Source organism: Bacteroides finegoldii DSM 17565 (genome assembly GCF_000156195.1).
Classification (GTDB): Bacteria; Bacteroidota; Bacteroidia; order Bacteroidales; family Bacteroidaceae; genus Bacteroides; species Bacteroides finegoldii.
This window is the reverse complement of record NZ_GG688330.1, coordinates 48,167-69,733: the sequence shown is the minus strand read 5'-3', so window position 1 is coordinate 69,733 and position 21,567 is coordinate 48,167. Positions and strand designations below refer to the sequence as shown.

Below are 21,567 nucleotides of genomic sequence, written 5' to 3'. Positions count from 1 at the left end.
TCAATTTTACCTATTCAAAGGCCATCCTTCATTCTGAGTTATATTCTCATTATATTTATATTCCGAACGAGGAATGGGAAAACACCAGCGATAATCATCCACCTTTATTTTGGTATCTTCTCTATCTCCCCACTGCGACAATCGGGACAAACCTCCCGAGTGCAAACGCTTCAAATCGAAGTAGAGCACGCCCTCACCGGCAAATTCCTTTTGTTTTTCTTTATGAATAGCCTCTATCAGATCCGTTCCTGTCAAATCATCCTCCATAGGAGTAGCTTGGCAAGCCTCCAGATATTCATTCATCTTTTCAATCGCCTTGCCTTCTTGCCCGGTCTGCCGACTATAAGCCTCAGCAGCAATAAAGTAAGCACCGGCATAGCGCATCACGTTGATATACTGTATACTTTTGGATTCCTTATTCCATTTATTATATTTCCCCATCAGATTTCGGGACTCTCCATCCATCTCGAAAGGATATACATTATAAGCTTGACGTATATCATCGTCTCCATAAGTGATAGCGGGATTCAATGCAAAGTAATCACCGTTCGTCGCATCAAACTGAATACCTGCATAAAAACTCTTCGATGTATAAAAAGCGAATATACGCTCTTTGCAGGAAGCCGTTTCCCAAAGTCTTTCGTAACCATTCTCCGTGAACATATCATCCGTCGCTTTTTCCAGCACCTTCTCCGCATAAGTTACGGCTTGCCCATACTGTCCGGCATACAGTTCCAACTCAGCCAACAGATAATAAACCGCAGTCTGAGACAGCCAGCCGTTCTTATCCGGATTATTCTCGACCGCAGCAGCTTCTGTCAGTAATGTACGGATAGTAGTCGTACAGGTTTCGATGGAAGAACGTTTCGGAAAAGCAAGTCCCAGTTCATCCTTCAATACAATCCCATCCGCTTGCGGATTCTTGTCATAGGCAGGAGCAAACAGTCTCAACAGATTGAAATAGCAAAGCGCCTTTAATGCTTTCGCCTCACTAATGATAGCCGCTTTATCCTTCTCCTCCGAAGCATTCTCCAGCGTTATGTTATCCACGCGTTCCAATAAAGCGTTGCAGGAGGCGATCGTGTTATAATACTCTCCCCACAAACTTTCGGCAAGAGTCGTTATGGAATTATCCTGCCAAGCATAAAGGTTCTTCAGGCTCATATCTTTTCCCACAATGGAAGTCGGGCAAAAATCATCGCCCAAAATAGAAAGTTCATATTCGTAATGTGGATACAAACTATAAACAGAAGACAAAAGAGAGCGTGCCGTTGAAATATCCACAATAGCATCCGGATCCGAATACTGATCGGAAGGGGGAATGTCCAATGAACAAGAAGACAATCCTGACAGACTCCCCACCATGACGGCACATATATAAATGAGTTTCTTTATCATAATCGTTATCCTTTAAAAAGTCAGATTCATATTGAATGTATAAATAGGCTGCATACTTCCTGCAAGTGTGCCGCTTTCCGGGTCGGACTCTTTGTATGAAGTCCAGGTAAACAGATTGGAACCTTGAAAAGCAAAAGTAGCATACTTCACGAACGGTATCGTTTTCCGCAAGAAACGTTGGTCTACACGATATCGCAGAGAAATCATAGAGAGTTTCAGGTAATCACTCTTTCCCACAGTCAAGGAGTTGGGATACAAAGTAAGGTTCTCTTCCGCAGTAGCTGAAGTATAAAAAGGAGTAGGATATACTTTCCCTTCATCACCGGCTTTGAACCACATTCTTTCCGTCTGTCCTGCCACAGCGTTCCGGTTCACATTATCCTTATCACGCACATACGAATAATTGAATTGATGAATGCCGCCGTGTACATAATAGAAATCCACATCCAAGTCGAAGGCTTTGTAAGAAAGAGAGAGGCCGAAGCTTCCGGTATACGGTGGTGTAGAATGCCCCAAAGCTACCACATCATCCACTGTCAATGTTTCACTCGCCTGCTTCTCCTTATTATCTTTCACCAGAAATACCGGATAACCGGTCAAAGGATTAATGCCTAAAGACTGAGGACCATAGATCATATCGTATGACTTGCCCACTTCATAATCCGGAACCAATACATCCTCAGATGCATATATCTTGTCTGCATAATACAAGTCAATTACCTTGTTACGATTATACGCCATATTCCATCTCAAATTCAAAATCCAATCTCTTGTATCCAAGACTTTCGCTTTCAGTCCGAATTCGATTCCCCGGTTTTCCAATATACCGATATTGCGCTTCAATGTGGTATAACCGGTGGAAGAAGGAATAGGCACATCAAGCAACGCTTGTTCCGTGCGGCGATTGTACCAGCTTGTCTCCAAAGTCACCCGATTGAACAACTCAATACTGACTCCCGCATCAATGGATTTCGTCTGTTCCGGTTTCAAGTCCTTATTATAAAGTCCCATCAACTCCAGAACACGCTGATCCTCATATGCATTATTGGAATAGGCGAAAGTAGCTACCGTAGAGGAAACGGAAACACCGTTCAGATTGGCTGTATATCCGTAAGACGCTTTCAGATTCAAGCGGGTCAGGACAGTATTGTCTGCCAGGAAAGAGTAATAGCTGGGAGTCCAACCGATACCGACTGCCCAAGCGCTATTCCAACGCTTGTCCGAAGGCAGGATAGAAGACGCGTCCGCTTTATAAGTCGCATAGAAATCGTAAATATTATCAAAGGTATAACCTAATACAGCTCCCAATCCCAACTGCGCATTTTTATCTTTCAGAGCGCCGACTTCCGCCTGACGGGTTCCCTGAATGGAGTGATTGATGGCAGCAGCCGAATTAATCGTTCCCACGCCATAACCGGTTATGGACACATTATCCAACTGAGTGAGGTAGTAGTCCATATTAGCTCCCAACGTAAGGTCATGCCTACCGGCAAATACATGATTATAAGTCGCACGAATGTTAGTAGAAATGTTCGTGGTCGTATTCTTTGATTTTGCGAAAATACCCCGTTTAAGTTCCGGAATACCACTTGTCATTTCCGAATAAGAAGTAGAGGGGGTAAACTGTTCCGTTTCATCCAACAGAAAGTCCAATCCCGCCACTGCGGCAATATCCAGTCCGGGCAAGGGATTCAAGGTCAGGCTACCACTGATCCCGGCAGTTTTCGCCGCACTCTCCTGGCTGAACTGATTCATCAAGTCCTTATAAGTACGTCCCGGATAAGAAATCAGTTCGCCACCGTCTTTCGTTTCATAAGGATTCAACTCATAAACCAACTGGGTCGGATCGGAAGTAGATCCGTTCGGGGTATTCGTCTTCGCATATCCACCGTTCACACTCAGCAAAGCGTAACCGATATGTCCCAGTTTCTGATCCAGATTCATACGCAAACTCATACGCTGCTTGTCATTACCCGGCAAACGTCCTCCTTGCTTGGTATAATTGGCAGATATATAATAGGTAGTCTGTTCGCTTCCGCCCCGAATGCTTACATTATGTTTCTGATACAGATTGTTACGAATCAACTCTTTGAACCAATCTGTATTGATATTCCTCAATTCGTTCAACTTCTGTTCCCCCGACGCAATCAGTTGCGACAAGTTAGGATCGCCCGCATAGTATTTATTGTAGTAATCAGCACTGTAACGATATCCCGGAGTCTCCGGATTCTGCAGCAACCGTTCCAGTTCCAGTTTCTCCGCTGAGTCCATCATAGACACGCCGCGACGACCGCGCGTCGTGACTCCCATGTCCAACGTATAAGTAACCATTGTCTGCCCGCTGACACCTCGCTGGGAAGTGATTTCCAATACCCCGTTGGCAGCCTTGATTCCATACAAGGCACAGGCAGCCGCATCCTTCAGCACCTTTATTTCCTTGATATCCATCGGGTTTAGATTGTAGAAAGTTTCCGGACTGATGACCTTACCGTCCATAATATACAACGGTTCATTCGTTGTATTCCCTTTACGTAAAGAAGAGTTTCCACGAATACGGATTTCAGGGGTCGAACCCAGTTCCCCGGTATTTTGGATAATCAATCCGGGAACAGAACCTTGCAATGCCAGCCCCATATCGATCATCGGCTTACTATTGATGCGTCGCATATCCACCTCTTGCACCACTCCGGAGCGGGCACGAATATCAATCTCATTAATATTAGCTTTGGCTGTGACAACAACCTCATCCATATTATTCACATCATCAAGCAAAGTCACATCCAGCCGTGTTTGTCCTTTATAGGTAACTACTTTCCGCTTCATACCGATAAAGGAAAACTCAATACTCACACCGGGCTCCCACTGTCCCTTCAACACATACTCTCCCTTTTCATTGGAAATAGCTCCATAAGGCGTATTTTTTACCTTAATATTAACTCCCGCTAACGGAAGATCCTGCGAATCGCGCACATGACCAGAAATTCGTTTTTCTTCTCTTTGCGCTTGCAAAATGACACAAAATGAAAGGAAAGCTAAAAACAGTATCCGTCTCTTTAAATAGTAGTTCATACATTTTGTCTTTTAACTATATGGCGTAAAAGAACAAAGAAAAGCTAATAAAGACAAATAATGCCTACGGCAATTAAACTATTTTAAGAATTATACCTATTAATAGGTAGAGCGGAACTGCCCATCTGTTTTACTTTTAACTACTTCCCCTCTTTTGCTTTGAATGCCAACGCATACATCCGTATTTGTTTTACCATCGACAGCAAACCGTTGCTACGGGTAGGTGACAAATGTTCCTTCAACCCGATTTTATCTATAAAATAAAGATCGGCATTCAATATTTCATCAGGAGTATGATCCGACAATACCTTAATCAGCAAAGCTATAATTCCTTTTACAATCAAAGCGTCACTTTCCGCCTTAAATACAATCTTGCCGTCTACATCGTCCGCCTGAAGCCATACCCTGCTCTGACAACCTTCAATCAGATTCTGTTCTGTTTTATATTTTTCATCCAGCGGTTCCTGCTCATTTCCCAAATCAATAAGTAGCTGGTAGCGGTCCATCCAATCATCGAAGTCACTGAACTCTGCAATTACTTCGTCTTGTAATTCATTAATTGACATACTATTTATTTTATTTCTCGTTATAGATTACCTCCAATACAGTCTGACCGACTGCTTTCAATGTATTCTTATCAATGTGATCCATATTATCCGTGAGGGTATGCCAGGTAGGAGTAAATCCACCTTCCGGATCAGAAGCAATGATATCAATTGTCTTGATACGCGCCAACCGGTTAATGAACAAATGATCGTCCGTCACCCCTCCTCCATCTTCATTGATAAACAGATTGCCGTATCCCAGCTTCCGGGCAGCCTTCCAAACCTTCTTATTAACGTCCGGCGCAAACTTCTCGGAATAGGATTCTTTCAGAAAGACCGTATTCTTACCTCCTACCATATCAAGCAGAATTCCGAAACGGGCATTGTATCCTTGAACATGAGGATTGCGCGCCCAATACTGTGCTCCCAGACACCACGACTCTTCGTTATCCTGATCGTGCGCTCCATAATCTTCCGCATCAAGAAAAATGATGTCGATTCCAAGCTCCGGTTGCTGTTGATGAACCAGACGGGCAATCTCCAGCAAAGCTCCCACCCCGCTTGCTCCGTCATTAGCACCGAGAATAGGTGTTTTATGATTCTTTTTGTCAGGATCATTGTCGGCCCATGGGCGTGTGTCCCAATGTGCGAACAAAGCGATTCTTTTCTTACTTTCCGGCTTATAGGAGCCAATGATGTTTCTAGCCTTCAGCAAAGTACCGTCATAAGCTATCAAATCTGCATACTGATCGGTCACCTGTGCGCCAAACTCCTTCAATTGCTGCGCCAGATAGTTTCCACAAGCTACATGCCCCTTTGTGTTGGGGACACGAGGTCCGAAGTCCACTTGATTCTTTACGTACAAATAAGCGCTGTCCGCATCAAACTGAGGTACATTCACCACTATCTTTTCGCTTTGTTCATTAGTTGTATTCGCTTTGTTGCCTCCTCCGCACGAAAATGCAGACAGTAGCAGAAAAGCAGTCGTCAGTAACATCATAGATTTCTTTTTCATTATCCTCTTATCTATTAAGGTCTCAAAATTAATTATTTTCATCAGAGTATCACCCGGATGGAATAGATTATTAACATATAAACTTTAATTCCACATTTTTCTTTCCAACGGTGAACTCCACTCTGGCTCCATTGATAAGCGGCAGATTGTGCGCGACATGTCCCACCGGAAAATTAAAACAAACGGGATAATCATACTCTTTCACCAAATCCGCCAAAGCCGCATACAGTTCCTTGCCCAGCGAACGGTCTTCTTCATATTCCGTAAACTGTCCGATGATGAGCCCGGACAATTTTTCGAGCACACCACCCAATTTCAAGTTATACATCATACGCTCAATGGCATGAGGACGTTCGCCCACATCTTCTATAAAGAGCACTGTTCCCACTGCCGGAATATCGTATGGAGTACCGCGCAAGCCATAAGCCACCGCCATATTTCCGCCCCGCAAAATACCTTCCGCACTGCCCTTCCTGTTCAACTTATGCTTCTCACAAGTATAAACAGGAAGATTGCCCGACAATATATCCTTCAAATAAAGCGAACACAGATCATCCTCCGGCTCCACCGTAAGATGGCGCGCCATCAATGAATGCAACGAAGCATAACCGTTTTTCTGGAACAGGTTATGCAGAGCGGTAATATCACTGAAACCAAGCAGCCATTTCGGATGTTCGCGGAAAGCGGTAAAATCAAGTTTGTCAATCAGATGAACCGCTCCATACCCGCCCCGGCTGCAAAGGATGGCTTTTACTTTCGGATCGTCCATTGCATCCTGCAAATCATCCAAGCGTTGTTTGACTGTTCCGGCAAACCGGCCGGAAGAGCCACCGGCATGTTTTCCCATAGCGACCTTCAAGCCCCATGACTCCAACCGTTTCTTCGCACCTTTCAAGAACAGCTTATCTATCTTACTGGAAGGTGATACGATGACCACTTTATCGTCTTTCTGCAAAAAGGGAGGAAATTGAATATCCATACTTAATAATCTATTTATGATTCGGTAGATTTGCTCATGCAAAAATACACGAAAAAACGATTCTAAGCGCATCTACCCGACAAAACAAACAAAATATAGCAAAATGTTACATCACAAGCGCAACTTTTCGGTTTGGAATCGTTATTTTTTCAATGATTTTTCAGATATTTGCTAAAAATCTAACGTTATGGAACCTATTCGAAATTTCGCTCAACTGACAGCCCATCTTAAAGTACTGAACCGCAGAAAACGTATCGCCGTAGTCTGTGCCAACGACCCCAATACGGAGTACGCCATTTCCCGCGCTTTGGAAGAGGGCATTGCGGAGTTTCTCATGATCGGAGATTCAGCCATTCTGGAGAAATATCCCACACTCAAGCAATATCCCGAATATGTGAAAACCCTTCATATAGAGGACCCCGACGAAGCGGCGCGTGAAGCGGTGCGTATCGTCCGCGAAGGGGGAGCCGATATCCTGATGAAAGGGATTATCAATACGGACAATCTGTTGCACGCCATCCTCGACAAGGAGAAAGGCTTGCTCCCTAAAGGAAAAATCCTGACTCATCTTGCCGTCATGGAGATACCGACGTACGATAAGCTGCTTTTCTTCTCGGATGCAGCCGTCATTCCGCGTCCTACATTGCAGCAACGCATTGAAATGATCTGGTATGCTATCTGCACCTGCCGTCATTTCGGGATCGAACAACCGCGCATCTCATTAATACACTGCACCGAAAAGGTCAGTGCCAAATTCCCTCATTCATTGGATTATGTGAATATCGTAGAGCTTGCCGAAGCCGGCGAGTTCGGCAATGTAATTATTGACGGACCATTGGACGTGCGTACTTCCTGCGAACAGGCAAGCGGGGATATCAAAGGAATCGTCTCCCCCATCAACGGACAGGCAGATGTACTGATTTTCCCGAATATCGAATCGGGGAATGCTTTTTACAAGTCCGTTTCCCTCTTCGCCAAAGCAGAGATGGCGGGATTGTTGCAAGGACCTATCTGCCCGGTGGTTCTTCCTTCGCGCAGTGACTCCGGATTGTCCAAATATTACAGTATCGCTATGGCATGCCTGCAAGTGTCGGGAGACTGTGAATGCAGGAAGCAGGGCACTCAAGTTGCAAGTTCATCCATCTAAATCACACTTAAGCCTCACGATCCATGAAGATTCTAGTTATCAACCCCGGCTCCACGTCCACCAAAATAGCCGTTTATGAGAATGAAACGCCATTGCTAATCCGCAACATAAAACATACGACAGAAGAGTTAGCCGCATTTCCACGTATTATCGATCAGTTTGAATTCCGCAAGAACCTGGTACTGAAAGCGCTGGAGTCCGAAAAGATACCTTTCGACTTTGATGCGATCATCGGACGGGGAGGACTGTTGAAACCGATTCCCGGTGGAGTGTATGAGGTAAACGATGTCATGTTGGACGATATCATCCATGCCATGCGCAATCACGCTTGTAATTTGGGTTGTCTCATAGCTTCCGAACTCAGCCTCTTGCTTCCCGGTTGCCGGGCTTTCATCGCAGATCCGGGCGTTGTTGACGAGCTGGAAGACGTTGCCCGTATCACAGGCTCTCCACTCATGCCGAAAATCACTATCTGGCACGCATTGAACCAACGGGCCATCGCCCGACGCTTCGCTAAAGAGCAGCGCACAAAATATGAAGATTTAGATCTGATTGTCTGCCATTTAGGTGGAGGGATTTCCGTAGCCGTCCACCGGCACGGAAGAGCGATAGACGCCAACAATGCATTGGACGGCTCCGGGCCTTTCTCCCCCGAACGTGCCGGCACACTGCCTGCCGGGCAGTTGATTGACTTGTGCCACAGCGGCCGGTTCACGAACGACGAACTTAAAAAACGTATTTCCGGACGTGCCGGACTGGCTGCCCATCTGGGAACAACCGACATCCCCACCGTCATACGTTCCATTGAAGCAGGCGACCATCACGCCAAACTGATATTGGATGCCATGATTTACAATATCGCCAAAGAGATAGGAGCTGCCGCTACCGTGCTCTACGGAAAGACGGACGCCATTCTACTGACAGGCGGTATCGCGCATTCCGATTATGTAATCAGCCGATTGAAAGAACGCATATCATTCATTGCTCCCGTATATGTATATCCCGGAGAAGATGAATTGGAAGCATTAGCCCTCAATGCACTCGGCGCATTACGGGGAGAATTGCCGATACAAGTATATAAGTAAGGTTGCTCCACACAGAGAATAAGGAATTGACGCGCACAAAACAGTTCCTTTTTATGCACACGGGTAGTCGTCACCTTACAAGGTGACCAATGTCCCCTTATAAGAAGACAAATGGCACTTTATAGAATGACAAACATCACTTTGCAAAGTGACCACCCAAACAGGCAAAAACAAAATTTCTTAAGATACGAAATTAATATAAGAAAAACAAGAAAAGCGACATTAAAAACCAAGTAAAATCACTCCTTTATAACAGCCGACAAACATCTCAAGCAACAACAAACGGAAAAGCATATTATCCTCGCAGTCTAAACTTTTTTTAGTAAAAAGTCCTTTCTAAGAAAAAAATCTCATATATTTGCAACGTGTTAAGTTAATAAATTGATTAAGGTCGATTTTTGACTGTTTCGAATCGGGAAGTATGGGGGTACTTTCCGATTCTCTTTTTTAGCCCGATTCTCTCTCCTTATTCCCTATTCATCGTATAAAAAAAATAGCCCGAAAACTAAGTTTTCGGACTATCCTTACTATTATAAAGCTATTCGCTCTTTACTTCTTTTCCGGTCTTGGCAACAAAACTTTTCTAGAAAGTTTGAATTTACCGGTTTTCGGATCGATATCGATCAACTTCACGTCAATCTCATCACCTTCCTTAATTCCGGCTTCTTCTACAGTCTCAAGACGTTTCCAATCAATTTCGGAGATGTGCAGCAAACCGTCCTTGCCCGGCAAGAATTCGACAAACGCACCATAAGGCATGATAGAACGAACTTTACCTTTATACACTTCGCCTACTTCGGGAACAGCAACGATCGCTTTGATCATACGCATTGCATCATCAATACATTTCTTATTTGTTCCTGAAACCTCGATGCGTCCCATACCATCAATTTCCTCGATAGTAATCACAGCACCTGTCTCTTCCTGCATACCTTGAATAATCTTACCGCCAGGACCGATCACTGCACCGATAAATTCTTTAGGAATCGTCATTGTCTCGATACGCGGAGCGTGTTCTTTCAGTTCAGCACGCGGCTCGGCAATTGTTTCGGTAATCTTGTTCAGGATGTGCATACGACCTTCTTTTGCCTGATTCAAAGCACGTTCCAGAATTTCGTATGACAGACCGTCTACCTTGATATCCATCTGAGTAGCAGTGATACCATCCTTTGTTCCAGTCACTTTGAAGTCCATATCTCCGAGATGATCCTCATCACCGAGTATATCGGACAATACGGCATATTTTTCTTCACCCGGATTCTTAATCAGTCCCATAGCGATACCTGATACCGGCTTCTTGATTTTCACACCTGCATCCATCAATGCCAATGTACCGGCACATACGGTTGCCATAGAAGAAGAACCGTTAGATTCGAGGATATCGGAAACTACACGTACTACATACGGATAGTCAGCAGGAATCTGTCCTTTCAAAGCACGCCAAGCCAGGTGACCGTGGCCGATTTCGCGACGGCCTACACCACGCTGTGCTTTTGCTTCACCTGTAGAGAAAGGAGGGAAGTTATAATGCAACAGGAAACGTTCTTTTCCGTGTTCCAGAACATCGTCGATAATCTTTTCGTCCATCTTAGTACCCAGCGTAACAGAAGTCAATGACTGAGTCTCTCCACGAGTAAAGATAGCGGATCCGTGAGGACCGGGCAACGGGCCAACCTCACACCAGATCGGGCGGATTTCAGTAGTCTTACGGCCATCCAAACGCTTGCCTTCGTCAAGGATGGAACGGCGCATTGCTTCTTTTTCCACATCATGATAGTAACGGTCGATCAGAGGTCCTTTTTCTTCCAACTCTTCTTCAGAGAACTGAGCCTTGAACTCTTCACGGATAGCTTCGAAAGCGTCAAAACGCTCGTGCTTATTGTTATTTCCTGAAGCTGCTACGGCGTAAGCCTTGTCATAACAAGCCTCACGAACTGCCTTACGCAATTCTTCGTCGTTCACTTCGTGACAATATTCACGTTTTACCGTCTTACCTACCGCTTCTGTCAACTCCATCTGAGCCTTGCAATGAATCTTGATGGCTTCGTGAGCCACTTTCATGGCTTCCAGCAATTCAGCCTCAGACACTTCCTGCATTTCGCCTTCCACCATCATGATGTTCTCATAAGTAGCGGCAACCATAAGGTCCATATCTGCTTTTTCGAGTTGTTCAAAAGTCGGGTTGATAACGAACTGACCGTCGATACGTGCCACACGTACTTCAGAGATAGGTCCGTTGAACGGAATATCGGAAACGGCAAGTGCTGCAGAAGCTGCAAGTCCTGCCAATGCATCCGGCATATCTACACCATCAGCCGAGAAGAGGATGATGTTCACATATACCTCTGCATGATAATTATCAGGGAATAAAGGACGGAGAGCACGGTCAACGAGACGGCATGTCAGAATCTCATAGTCAGAAGCTCTACCTTCTCGCTTGGTGAAACCACCCGGGAAACGGCCGAATGCCGCAAATTTTTCTTTGTATTCTACCTGTAAAGGCATGAAATCTGTTCCGGGAACTGCATCTTTAGCGGCACAAACAGTAGCTAATAACATGGTGTTGCCCATGCGTAGCATTACAGAACCGTCTGCCTGTTTTGCCAACTTTCCCGTTTCGAGTGTAATGGTTCTTCCATCCGCCAACTCGATCGTCTTAACAATTGGGTTAATCATAAAAATTGTTTTATCTATACTTTTTCTTTCAAAATTCCTGCAAAGATATACATTTATCGTGGTAATCAGGTGGAAATGAGATAAAAAGTTAGTTGCAAACCGATTTTTTTTTCAAAATTAGGAGAAGAACACAACAAAATGCTTTGACTAATCTCGAAAAGAAGTATATTTGCAACTCGTAAATAACACACGCTATATGAAAAAGATAACTTTTGCAGCACTTGCCGCACTTACTATTACAGCTTGTAGTTCCGGTCCTAAATTCCAGGTAACCGGGGATGTATCAGGAGCCGACGGCAAAATGCTTTATCTGGAAGCTTCCGGTCTGGAAGGTATTGTTCCGCTCGATTCAGTGAAATTGAAAGGTGAAGGTACATTCAGCTTTAAACAAGCTCGTCCCGAGTCTCCCGAATTTTACCGTCTGCGGATAGACGACAAAGTAATCAACTTTTCTGTAGACTCTATCGAAACGGTTCAGATCAAAGCTCCGTATATGGACTTCTCCACCGATTATACCGTAGAAGGTTCGGAAAACAGCAACAAGATAAAAGAACTGACGCTGAAACAAATCCGTCTTCAGAAAAATGCGGATGACCTGTTGGCTGCACTGCGCGGCAACAAGATAGGACACGATGTCTTTGAGGACAGTCTGGCAACATTGCTCGGTAAATATAAAGAGGACGTGAAAGTGAACTATATCTTCGCAGCTCCCAACACGGCAGCCGCCTATTTCGCACTGTTCCAGAAGCTGAACAATTATCTGATATTCGATCCGTTGAATAATAAAGATGACGTGAAATGTTTTGCAGCCGTAGCGACGAGCCTCAACAACACATTCCCCAATGCCGTACGCTCCAAGAATCTTTATAACATTGTTATTAAAGGCATGAAGAATACACGCCAGCCGCAAGCAAAAGCTTTGGAGATTCCGCAAGACAAAATTGTAGAAACAGGAATTATAGATATCGCGTTGCGTGACGTAAAAGGAAATGTACGTAAGCTGACCGACTTGAAAGGTAAAGTCGTATTACTTGACTTCTCCGTGTTCCAGTCGCCAGCAGGTGCTCCCCATAACCTGATGCTTCGCGAACTATATAATACATACGCTTCGCAAGGTCTGGAAATTTACCAGGTATCTCTCGACGCGGACGAGCACTATTGGAAAACATCGGCCGCCAACCTTCCGTGGGTATGCGTACGCGATGGCAACGGAGTATATTCTACGAATGTAGCTGTATATAATGTACGCCAAGTACCGTCCATCTTCCTGATTAATCGCAACAACGAACTGAAACTTCGCGGCGAAGATATCAAAGATTTGGAAGCTGCCGTCAAGTCATTACTCTAAAGTTGTTATAAATTAGCATATTTCATTTAAATATGTTACATAGCAGCTTTTTTAACTTGACACGTATCACTTAAAAGTCTATCTTTGCAAAGAAATAATGAAAAAGAGGGTTCCAACATGACTCATGTTGGAATTCTTTTTTGTTTATATGACCATAAAAACAATTAAAGGAGGAAAACATCATGGCTTATATGTCAGAAGAAGGTTACAAAAAACTAATGGCGGAACTTAAAGAGCTGGAAACAGTGGAACGCCCGAAGATCTCTGCGGCAATAGCCGAAGCCAGAGATAAAGGAGACTTATCGGAAAATGCAGAATACGATGCCGCCAAAGAAGCGCAAGGTATGTTGGAAATGCGCATCAACAAATTGAAAACGGTGATCGCAGATGCAAAAATCATTGATGAGTCCAAACTCAAAACAGATTCCGTACAGATTTTAAATAAGGTGGAACTGAAGAACGTGAAAAACGGTATGAAAATGACTTATACCATTGTTTCTGAAAGCGAAGCTAACTTGAAGGAAGGCAAGATTTCCGTTAACACTCCGATTGCACAAGGACTGCTTGGCAAGAAGGTAGGTGAAGTTGCAGAAATTACAGTTCCACAGGGCAAAATTGCATTGGAAGTAGTAAACATATCATTTTAACAAAAAGGCAAGTCTCCGTGTGAGGCTTGCCTTATTTTATCAATAAAAAGTTATGGCAACAATATTCAGCAGAATCATCGCAGGCGAAATCCCCTGCTACAAGGTGGCGGAAAACGAAAAGTTTTTTGCTTTCCTCGATATCAATCCGTTGGTAAAGGGACATACATTGGTAGTGCCCAAACAGGAAGTAGACTATATTTTCGATTTGAGCGATGAAGACCTGGCCGCAATGCACGTATTTGCAAAAAAGGTAGCCCGTGCCATCGAAAAAGCTTTCCCATGCCAAAAAGTGGGCGAAGCAGTTATCGGACTCGAAGTTCCTCACGCTCATATTCATTTAATTCCTATCCAAAAGGAATCGGATATGTTGTTCTCAAATCCGAAATTGAAATTGTCGGATGAAGAATTCAAGTCGATAGCACAAGCAATCAACTCCTCTCTATAAAACATGATGATGAAATAAGCAAGAGCGTTCTGTGAAGGACGCTCTTTTTTTGTTCCATGCCTTGAAACAAAGTGTTCCACACCGAGAAACTTTTATCGCTCCTTGCTTTCGGCAACTTCTACCAAATAAACTCCGATACAGATAAAAATAATGGCAAACGTCTGCGTCCAGCTAAAACGGTCTTGTCCCAAAGCAAGGGAGGCAATAGTTGCCACAATCAGAATCAGATAACCATAAATAGCAACCACCGTTGTCTTCAGATATTTCAAACCGACAGGCAACAACATATAACTGATAATGGTCGGGAAAATCAATACGAACATCAGGATAAGGAAAGGTGCCCAATGGAACGGCATGGAAAATACCGGAGCATCAAATCCTGTAATGAACGTTACTATTATAGCAGATACGGCAGCACCGGAAAAGGTATAGCGCAACATGGTTATTGCTCCGATGGCAGTCAAGATACGCTGACTAAGAATCAGATAGACAGCATATACCACAGAGCTAAGAAGACAAAGCATATTTCCCGTGAAAGCATCGGACGCCAAATCATCACTTTGCTGAGTTAAAATACAAACCAATGCTCCTATCAGACCGATAGAAATTCCTATTATTTTTTTAGTGGTCGCTTTTTCTTTATAAAAGAATATCATCATGAGAAAAACCCAAATAGGTTGGAGGCTGGTAAAAATGGAACTGGAAACAGGAGTTGTTTTACTCAATCCGGCCAGGTAGAGAAACATAAAGCCATAAAGTCCCAAGGCCCCCAACAGGAAAAGGAGCCATTTATCTTTGGCGGATGATTTTTCCGGAGGCATAAACCACCCGATTACCCAAAAGGCTGCTGCCGCAAACGTGCAGCGAAGGGTTGCTCCCGTCAGCGGACTCATCCACAAAGGCAGAAGATACTTCAGGGCATTCATATTTAACCCGCTAAAAACTTTCGAGACAGCCATGCTAAGATTGGCTTCCAGTTTCTTATTCTTCATTTTTTATTTTAATTGGTCGTTAAACAAAAAGGTATGACGGCGCCGGTATGCCCAGAAAAGAGTGACAACAGTAATCAGCAGATTAAAGATAAACGGAAACTCTTGTGATTGGGTATGAAATATCCATTGGAAAAAATCGACGATAAAAGGATAAAGTAAGATGGCAAGATAGTTCATCATCATTACAAATGCCAGTGCCAATGTGGCCTTTTCCGGCAATGCGGTATGCGTAGTCTTATCATAAAGCATGGGTTGGATGACACCATAGCCCAACCCCACAAACAGACATCCGGGAATAATCAGCCATTCAAGCGGAGCTATCCAGATGAGCAACAATCCCAATGCCATGAACAGCAAGCTGTATGCTTTGGTACGTTCTTTCAATGTAGCCGCAATCTTATCCAGACAGAATCCCGGAGCCATAATCGCCAGAAAGAAAAGAGAAATCATCAAGCCCGAATTTCCACTTGAGAAATGATGCTTCTCCATCAGGAAAGGCAGATTGAATATCACCGCCAATACGATATAAGTCGTCACTCCGTAGAAGAACATCAATTCTATCAAATGCTTCACATGGATACCATATTTACTACCGCCTGTATCTATCACCGCCCGTTCTTCTTTCGAACTTGCACTATCAGCAGCGGCAACTTCCGGCCGGTCTTTCTTCAGACGACCGATCAACAGAATAGAAATCAGCGGAAGCAAATAGACCAGAAAAGGTAAATGCCAACTGACTTCCGCCAGATAACCGGTGACGGCAGTCGCTATCACCAACGTAAAATTAGTGATTGCTGAACTAAAGCCGAATTGTTTTACCCGGTAAGTTCCGGTAAAATACCTCGACACCAGACCGGTAGACAACGGAATAATCAGCCCAGCCCCGATACCCAATAAGGCACTTACTACAATCAATTGCCACATCTTATTGGAAACCAGATACAACATACCGCTCACCGCAAAGAGCCAAAGTCCGATTTTCAGGATACGGACAAAGTCGACTTTCTCCGTCAACTTACCACCCAGCAGAATGAAAGGAATAATGAGCAAGGAAGGAAGCGAAGTCAACATCTGGATATCCAAATCCGTAGCTTCCGGAAATATCTTCGTAAGATCGCCCAATATAGGCGAAACGGCCAGCCCCGGCAGAGAAGTCAGTGCCGAAACAGACCAGATGGCAATTAAAGTGATAAGAGAAATCGTTCCTCTTCCCGTCTGTATTTTCATACGCAAATTCGTTAAAAGTTTAGGTTTGATGAGAACAATACTCATCGCATAAAGTTCAAAACGAATCCCCCCCTTAATAAACGCCAAATAATGTAAAAGCCGAAAACTTTCAAAACAGCCTGCTGTTGTTGTGGGAAATTCGACGGGGAAAATCCCCATCGCCCTAAACCTTTTAAAAAACAAATTAAGTATGAAAGATTTAAATTTCAGAAAAGGCGATGCTAAAACAGAAGCATTTGGTTCAGACAGAATGTTGCAACCCTCTCCGGTAGAGAAGATACCTGATGGACCTACTACTCCTGAAGTCGCCTATCAGATGGTAAAAGACGAAACATTCGCTCAGACTCAACCGCGCCTGAACCTGGCTACTTTCGTGACTACCTACATGGATGAATATGCTACCAAGCTGATGAACGAAGCCATCAACATTAACTACATTGACGAAACTGAGTATCCGCGTATCGCAGTGATGAACGGTAAATGTATCAATATCGTTGCCAACCTATGGAATTCTCCGGAAAAAGATACTTGGAAAACCGGTGCTCTGGCTATCGGCTCCTCAGAAGCTTGTATGCTGGGTGGTGTAGCTGCTTGGTTGCGCTGGCGTAAGAAAAGACAGGCTCAAGGTAAACCATTTGATAAACCGAACTTTGTTATTTCTACAGGTTTCCAGGTTGTATGGGAGAAATTTGCACAGTTGTGGCAGATTGAAATGCGTGAAGTGCCTTTGACACTTGACAAAACCACACTCGATCCCGAAGAAGCCTTGAAGATGTGTGATGAGAATACAATTTGTATCGTACCTATCCAGGGTGTTACATGGACAGGATTGAACGACGACGTAGAAGCATTGGACAAAGCACTGGATGCTTACAACGCCAAGACTGGTTATGACATTCCTATCCACGTAGACGCTGCCAGCGGTGGTTTTATCCTTCCGTTCCTTTACCCGGAAACAAAATGGGACTTCCGCCTGAAATGGGTGCTTTCCATCAGTGTATCCGGTCATAAGTTCGGTCTGGTATATCCGGGACTCGGTTGGGTGGTTTGGAAAGGCAAAGAATATCTGCCAGAAGAGATGTCGTTCAGTGTAAATTATCTGGGTGCTAACATCACTCAAGTAGGTTTGAACTTCTCTCGCCCGGCTGCTCAGATTCTGGGACAGTACTACCAGTTCATCCGTTTAGGATTCCAAGGTTATAAAGAAGTACAGTACAACTCTTTGCAGATCGCTAAATACATCCATGACGAAATAGCCAAGATGGCTCCGTTCGTCAACTACTCTAACGAAGTGGTAAACCCGTTGTTCATCTGGTATCTGAAACCAGAATATGCAAAGAACGCTAAATGGACTTTGTATGATTTGCAGGATAAACTGTCTCAACACGGTTGGATGGTTCCGGCTTATACATTGCCTTCCAAACTGGAAGATTATGTAGTGATGCGCGTCGTTGTCCGTCAGGGATTCAGCCGCGATATGGCAGATATGTTGCTGGGCGACATCAAGAACGCCATCACAGAACTGGAAAAATTGGATTATCCTACTCCTACCCGCATAGCACAAGAAAAGAATCTTCCGGTAGAAGCTAAAATATTCAACCACGGCGGCCGTCGTAAAACAGCTAAAAAATAAAAGATCTATGAATAAAAAAGTAACACTCGCTCAATTGCAAGAAGTGGTACAGGAGGCATACGATCAGGTAAAGACGAATACGGGAGGCAAGAATGCCGACTATATCCCTTACTTGGCCAATGTCAACAAAGATCTCTTTGGAATCAGTGTCTGCCTGCTCAACGGACAGACCATCCATGTGGGGGATACCGACTACCGCTTCGGAATAGAATCCGTATCCAAAGTACATACGGCTATCCTGGCTCTGCGTCAATATGGCGCTAAGGAAATATTGGACAAGATCGGAGCTGACGCGACAGGCTTGCCTTTCAACTCTATCATCGCCATCTTGCTGGAAAACGACCACCCGTCTACTCCATTGGTAAACGCCGGCGCCATCTCCGCTTGCAGTATGGTGAAACCAATAGGCGACTCTGTCAAGAAATGGGACGCCATCGTAGGAAACATAACCGACTTGTGCGGCAGTGCTCCTCAACTGATAGACGAATTGTATAAGTCCGAATCGGATACTAACTTCAACAACCGTTCCATTGCTTGGCTACTGAAGAACTACAACCGTATCTATGATGATCCGGATATGTCTCTAGACCTTTATACGCGTCAATGTTCATTGGGAGTGACCGCATTGCAGCTTTCCATCGCTGCCGGAACAATCGCCAACGGCGGTGTGAATCCGGTGACCAAGAAAGAAGTGTTCGACGCCAGCTTGTCTCCCAAAATCACAGCCATGATTGCCGCGGTAGGTTTCTACGAACATACCGGCGACTGGATGTATACTTCCGGTATTCCTGCCAAGACAGGTGTAGGAGGTGGTGTGATGGGTGTGTTGCCCGGACAGTTCGGTATCGCAGCATTCGCTCCTCCTTTGGATGGATCGGGTAACTCTGTAAAAGCACAGTTGGCTATCCAGTACATTATGAACAAACTAGGACTGAATGTATTCGGTCAGAATCATATCACGATCGTCGATTAAAAGACTTTCCCGATAAAAAGTGAAGGGTTACTATTGCGCGATAGTAACCTTTTTCTATTACAATCTATTTATCTTACGATGTTAATTAACGAACTTTGAAAGAGATTGCGGGAACATCTCGTACAAAATGTTGTTATAACACTGACTTTAAAATATTTTTCACTTAAAACCTTAACTTATGGCAAATATTAAAAATGCAGTGAAGCTGGGGGTGTTTACCCTCGCTATCATGAACGTTACGGCAGTAGTATCATTGCGTGGACTACCGGCCGAGGCCGTATACGGAATGAGTTCGGCCTTTTACTATCTTTTTGCAGCTATTGTCTTTCTTATTCCTACATCGCTCGTCGCAGCAGAATTGGCGGCCATGTTCCAGGATAAACAAGGCGGTGTGTTCCGGTGGGTAGGCGAAGCCTACGGCAAGAAACTGGGATTCCTCGCCATTTGGGTACAATGGATTGAAAGTACAATCTGGTATCCCACAGTACTAACATTCGGTGCCGTATCCATCGCCTTCATCGGAATGAATGACGTACATGATATGTCACTGGCAAACAACAAGTATTACACGCTCGTCGTCGTACTTATCATCTATTGGCTGGCAACATTCATTTCCCTGAAAGGTATGAGCTGGGTTGGTAAAGTGGCTAAAATCGGCGGTTTGGTCGGTACGATTATTCCGGCCGGATTGTTGATTATCCTAGGTATCATTTATCTCGCAACAGGCGGACACTCTAACATGAATTTCGACAGCAGCTTCTTCCCCGACTTTACCAATTTCGACAATGTCGTTCTAGCCGCCAGTATCTTCTTGTTCTATGCCGGTATGGAAATGGGCGGTATCCACGTGAAAGATGTAGATAATCCATCCAAGAACTACCCGAAAGCAGTATTTATCGGTGCGCTTATCACCGTTCTTATCTTTGTGCTAGGTACTTTCGCACTTGGTGTTATCATCCCCGCAAATGATATTAACCTGACTCAGAGTTTACTTGTCGGTTTTGACAACTACTTCAAGTATATCCATGCTTCCTGGTTATCACCGATCATTGCCATCGCCCTTGCCTTCGGTGTATTGGCAGGTGTATTGACATGGGTTGCCGGTCCGTCAAAAGGTATCTTTGCCGTAGGTAAAGCCGGTTATATGCCTCCGTTCTTCCAGAAAACAAACAAACTGGGTGTACAGAAAAACATTCTGTTCGTGCAGGGTATAGCAGTAACTGTATTAAGTCTGTTGTTTGTGGTAATGCCTTCTGTACAGAGTTTCTACCAGATCCTGTCTCAGCTGACAGTGATTCTTTATCTTATCATGTATCTGCTGATGTTCTCCGGAGCAATCGCACTTCGTTATAAGATGAAAAAACTGAACCGCCCGTTCCGTATCGGTAAGAGTGGCAACGGTTTGATGTGGTTCGTCGGCGGACTCGGTTTCTGCGGATCATTGCTTGCCTTTATCCTTAGCTTTATCCCGCCCAGCCAGATTTCTACAGGTAGCAACACTGTATGGTTCTCCGTACTGATTATCGGTGCTATCATTGTCGTTGTTGCTCCATTCATCATCTATGCAGCAAAGAAACCGTCTTGGGTAGACCCGAATTCCAATTTCGAACCGTTCCATTGGGAAGTACAGCCTCAAACTGCGAATGTAGCTGCCGGTAGTGTCAGTACAGCAACTTCCAATGCGACAACTTCTGGTGCTACTCCGTCAGGAAGTTCTAAGGTTTCAAGCGGAAGTGCAACCCCTAATAATACATCTCCGGAAACCGGAAATACCAAAAAGGAGATACCTAAGTAAAAGGTAAAGGTATATCTCTGTATATAAAAAGTAATCCCGTATCGGCTATTCAGGTAGTTGATACGGGATATATATTATCTAAAAAATACAACTATTATTCTCCATATCAGAAATTGGCGAAAATTTCTTCCAAAGTTATTGCGGTATTAAAAAATATACTTATCTTTGCACCCGCAAACAAGAAAGGTGTCATAGCTCAGTTGGTAGAGCAAAGGACTGAAAATCCTTGTGTCCCCGGTTCGATTCCTGGTGACACCACTTCTTAAGCAATCGGAATGTAGCGCAGTTGGTAGCGCACTACGTTCGGGACGTAGGGGTCGGGCGTTCGAGTCGCCTCATTCCGACAATCAAAGGGGTAGCTTTCTGTTTTTCAGTAAGTTATCCCCTTTGTTTTTTAAATACCAACCTATTATATCATGAAAAACAGGGTCAACGTAACAATCTGAGGGATTCTATATTTAAGCATATAATTTAGCAAGTCTATATAAGAAAAAAGCTCTATCTCTTACTCCTCTGAACTGTGCTCTAAATGCTTTGATTTTAGCATTGAATGACTCTGCTGCGGCATTGGTTGCCCTCCTTTCAAAGAAATT

General features: G+C 44.2%; 17 protein-coding genes and 2 tRNA genes. 10 read left to right on the top strand and 9 right to left on the bottom strand.

Annotation, left to right across the window (positions count from 1 at the left end; all coding sequences use genetic code 11):
• Positions 1 to 6: 6 nt before the first annotated feature.
• From BACFIN_RS04150 to BACFIN_RS04170, 5 genes are all read right to left on the bottom strand, one after another.
• Positions 7 to 1,398, bottom strand: a complete 1,392-nt coding sequence (locus BACFIN_RS04150; protein WP_007756738.1) for a RagB/SusD family nutrient uptake outer membrane protein — start codon at positions 1,396 to 1,398, stop codon at positions 7 to 9.
• A gap of 12 nt (positions 1,399 to 1,410) precedes the next feature.
• Positions 1,411 to 4,467: a SusC/RagA family TonB-linked outer membrane protein gene (locus BACFIN_RS04155; RefSeq protein ID WP_007756737.1), complete on the bottom strand. Its 3,057-nt coding sequence runs from the start codon at positions 4,465 to 4,467 to the stop codon at positions 1,411 to 1,413.
• A 140-nt stretch (positions 4,468 to 4,607) separates the two neighbouring features.
• The gene (locus BACFIN_RS04160) at positions 4,608 to 5,033 is read right to left on the bottom strand and encodes a SufE family protein (protein WP_007756730.1); all 426 of its coding nucleotides are present in this window, start codon (positions 5,031 to 5,033) and stop codon (positions 4,608 to 4,610) included.
• Between the two features lie 10 nt (positions 5,034 to 5,043).
• Positions 5,044 to 6,027 carry a M20 family metallopeptidase gene (locus BACFIN_RS04165; RefSeq protein ID WP_032839856.1) on the bottom strand — a complete coding sequence of 328 codons (984 nt, stop codon included), beginning with the start codon at positions 6,025 to 6,027 and terminating at the stop codon, positions 5,044 to 5,046.
• Between the two features lie 70 nt (positions 6,028 to 6,097).
• Complete coding sequence (locus BACFIN_RS04170; RefSeq protein ID WP_007756726.1) at positions 6,098 to 7,006, bottom strand: S66 peptidase family protein; 909 nt, start codon at positions 7,004 to 7,006, stop codon at positions 6,098 to 6,100.
• A 187-nt stretch (positions 7,007 to 7,193) separates the two neighbouring features.
• On the opposite strand from BACFIN_RS04170, the gene BACFIN_RS04175 reads away from it, so the two are divergent.
• Together BACFIN_RS04175 and buk are read left to right on the top strand one after the other, a co-directional pair.
• Positions 7,194 to 8,153: a phosphate acyltransferase gene (locus tag BACFIN_RS04175; protein ID WP_007756724.1), complete on the top strand. Its 960-nt coding sequence runs from the start codon at positions 7,194 to 7,196 to the stop codon at positions 8,151 to 8,153.
• Between the two features lie 23 nt (positions 8,154 to 8,176).
• Positions 8,177 to 9,238, top strand: a complete 1,062-nt coding sequence (gene buk / locus BACFIN_RS04180) for a butyrate kinase (protein WP_007756722.1) — start codon at positions 8,177 to 8,179, stop codon at positions 9,236 to 9,238.
• 549 nt (positions 9,239 to 9,787) lie between these two features.
• On the opposite strand, the gene pnp is transcribed toward buk, so the two are convergent.
• Positions 9,788 to 11,914 (bottom strand): polyribonucleotide nucleotidyltransferase, encoded by a 2,127-nt coding sequence (pnp, locus tag BACFIN_RS04185; protein ID WP_007756721.1) that lies wholly within the window; start codon positions 11,912 to 11,914, stop codon positions 9,788 to 9,790.
• A gap of 196 nt (positions 11,915 to 12,110) precedes the next feature.
• On the opposite strand from pnp, the gene BACFIN_RS04190 reads away from it, so the two are divergent.
• From BACFIN_RS04190 to BACFIN_RS04200, 3 genes are all read left to right on the top strand, one after another.
• Positions 12,111 to 13,262: a DUF4369 domain-containing protein gene (locus tag BACFIN_RS04190; RefSeq protein ID WP_007756720.1), complete on the top strand. Its 1,152-nt coding sequence runs from the start codon at positions 12,111 to 12,113 to the stop codon at positions 13,260 to 13,262.
• 182 nt (positions 13,263 to 13,444) lie between these two features.
• A complete protein-coding gene (gene greA / locus BACFIN_RS04195) occupies positions 13,445 to 13,909 on the top strand; it encodes a transcription elongation factor GreA (protein ID WP_007756719.1) in 465 nt (154 codons plus the stop codon).
• Positions 13,910 to 13,961: 52 nt separating this feature from the next.
• Positions 13,962 to 14,354 carry an HIT family protein gene (locus tag BACFIN_RS04200; RefSeq protein ID WP_007756718.1) on the top strand — a complete coding sequence of 131 codons (393 nt, stop codon included), beginning with the start codon at positions 13,962 to 13,964 and terminating at the stop codon, positions 14,352 to 14,354.
• A 92-nt stretch (positions 14,355 to 14,446) separates the two neighbouring features.
• On the opposite strand, the gene BACFIN_RS04205 is transcribed toward BACFIN_RS04200, so the two are convergent.
• Positions 14,447 to 15,346, bottom strand: a complete 900-nt coding sequence (locus BACFIN_RS04205) for a DMT family transporter (protein ID WP_007756715.1) — start codon at positions 15,344 to 15,346, stop codon at positions 14,447 to 14,449.
• Between the two features lie 3 nt (positions 15,347 to 15,349).
• Positions 15,350 to 16,573 carry an MFS transporter gene (locus tag BACFIN_RS04210; RefSeq protein WP_022274778.1) on the bottom strand — a complete coding sequence of 408 codons (1,224 nt, stop codon included), beginning with the start codon at positions 16,571 to 16,573 and terminating at the stop codon, positions 15,350 to 15,352.
• Between the two features lie 190 nt (positions 16,574 to 16,763).
• Here BACFIN_RS04210 and BACFIN_RS04215 point away from each other — a divergent pair, with 190 nt between their 5' ends.
• The 5 genes from BACFIN_RS04215 (at position 16,764) to BACFIN_RS04235 (ending at position 21,318) form a co-directional block, all read left to right on the top strand.
• Positions 16,764 to 18,206 (top strand): glutamate decarboxylase, encoded by a 1,443-nt coding sequence (locus tag BACFIN_RS04215; protein WP_007756713.1) that lies wholly within the window; start codon positions 16,764 to 16,766, stop codon positions 18,204 to 18,206.
• Between the two features lie 7 nt (positions 18,207 to 18,213).
• Complete coding sequence (glsA, locus tag BACFIN_RS04220) at positions 18,214 to 19,179, top strand: glutaminase A (protein ID WP_007756712.1); 966 nt, start codon at positions 18,214 to 18,216, stop codon at positions 19,177 to 19,179.
• A gap of 178 nt (positions 19,180 to 19,357) precedes the next feature.
• Positions 19,358 to 20,974 carry a putative glutamine/gamma-aminobutyrate antiporter GadC gene (gadC, locus tag BACFIN_RS04225; RefSeq protein WP_007756711.1) on the top strand — a complete coding sequence of 539 codons (1,617 nt, stop codon included), beginning with the start codon at positions 19,358 to 19,360 and terminating at the stop codon, positions 20,972 to 20,974.
• Between the two features lie 185 nt (positions 20,975 to 21,159).
• Positions 21,160 to 21,232: transfer RNA gene (locus BACFIN_RS04230), tRNA-Phe, on the top strand.
• A 13-nt stretch (positions 21,233 to 21,245) separates the two neighbouring features.
• A tRNA-Pro gene (locus BACFIN_RS04235) sits at positions 21,246 to 21,318 on the top strand.
• A gap of 114 nt (positions 21,319 to 21,432) precedes the next feature.
• Here BACFIN_RS04235 and BACFIN_RS21965 read toward each other — a convergent pair.
• The coding region (locus tag BACFIN_RS21965; protein ID WP_007756710.1) for a transposase at positions 21,433 to 21,567 on the bottom strand (135 nt) is incomplete at its 5' end.

What these genes read in the sequence shown, in the direction of transcription:
- BACFIN_RS04150 (WP_007756738.1), bottom strand. Translation starts at nt 1,398, where the DNA reads ATGATAAAGAAACTCATTTATATATGTGCCGTCATGGTGGGGAGTCTG.
- BACFIN_RS04155 (WP_007756737.1), bottom strand. Translation starts at nt 4,467, where the DNA reads ATGAACTACTATTTAAAGAGACGGATACTGTTTTTAGCTTTCCTTTCA.
- BACFIN_RS04200 (WP_007756718.1), top strand. Translation starts at nt 13,962, where the DNA reads ATGGCAACAATATTCAGCAGAATCATCGCAGGCGAAATCCCCTGCTAC.
- BACFIN_RS04190 (WP_007756720.1), top strand. Translation starts at nt 12,111, where the DNA reads ATGAAAAAGATAACTTTTGCAGCACTTGCCGCACTTACTATTACAGCT.
- BACFIN_RS04175 (WP_007756724.1), top strand. Translation starts at nt 7,194, where the DNA reads ATGGAACCTATTCGAAATTTCGCTCAACTGACAGCCCATCTTAAAGTA.
- glsA (WP_007756712.1), top strand. Translation starts at nt 18,214, where the DNA reads ATGAATAAAAAAGTAACACTCGCTCAATTGCAAGAAGTGGTACAGGAG.
- BACFIN_RS04160 (WP_007756730.1), bottom strand. Translation starts at nt 5,033, where the DNA reads ATGTCAATTAATGAATTACAAGACGAAGTAATTGCAGAGTTCAGTGAC.
- gadC (WP_007756711.1), top strand. Translation starts at nt 19,358, where the DNA reads ATGGCAAATATTAAAAATGCAGTGAAGCTGGGGGTGTTTACCCTCGCT.
- greA (WP_007756719.1), top strand. Translation starts at nt 13,445, where the DNA reads ATGGCTTATATGTCAGAAGAAGGTTACAAAAAACTAATGGCGGAACTT.
- BACFIN_RS04205 (WP_007756715.1), bottom strand. Translation starts at nt 15,346, where the DNA reads ATGAAGAATAAGAAACTGGAAGCCAATCTTAGCATGGCTGTCTCGAAA.
- BACFIN_RS04215 (WP_007756713.1), top strand. Translation starts at nt 16,764, where the DNA reads ATGAAAGATTTAAATTTCAGAAAAGGCGATGCTAAAACAGAAGCATTT.
- BACFIN_RS04170 (WP_007756726.1), bottom strand. Translation starts at nt 7,006, where the DNA reads ATGGATATTCAATTTCCTCCCTTTTTGCAGAAAGACGATAAAGTGGTC.
- buk (WP_007756722.1), top strand. Translation starts at nt 8,177, where the DNA reads ATGAAGATTCTAGTTATCAACCCCGGCTCCACGTCCACCAAAATAGCC.
- pnp (WP_007756721.1), bottom strand. Translation starts at nt 11,914, where the DNA reads ATGATTAACCCAATTGTTAAGACGATCGAGTTGGCGGATGGAAGAACC.
- BACFIN_RS04165 (WP_032839856.1), bottom strand. Translation starts at nt 6,027, where the DNA reads ATGAAAAAGAAATCTATGATGTTACTGACGACTGCTTTTCTGCTACTG.
- BACFIN_RS04210 (WP_022274778.1), bottom strand. Translation starts at nt 16,573, where the DNA reads ATGAAAATACAGACGGGAAGAGGAACGATTTCTCTTATCACTTTAATT.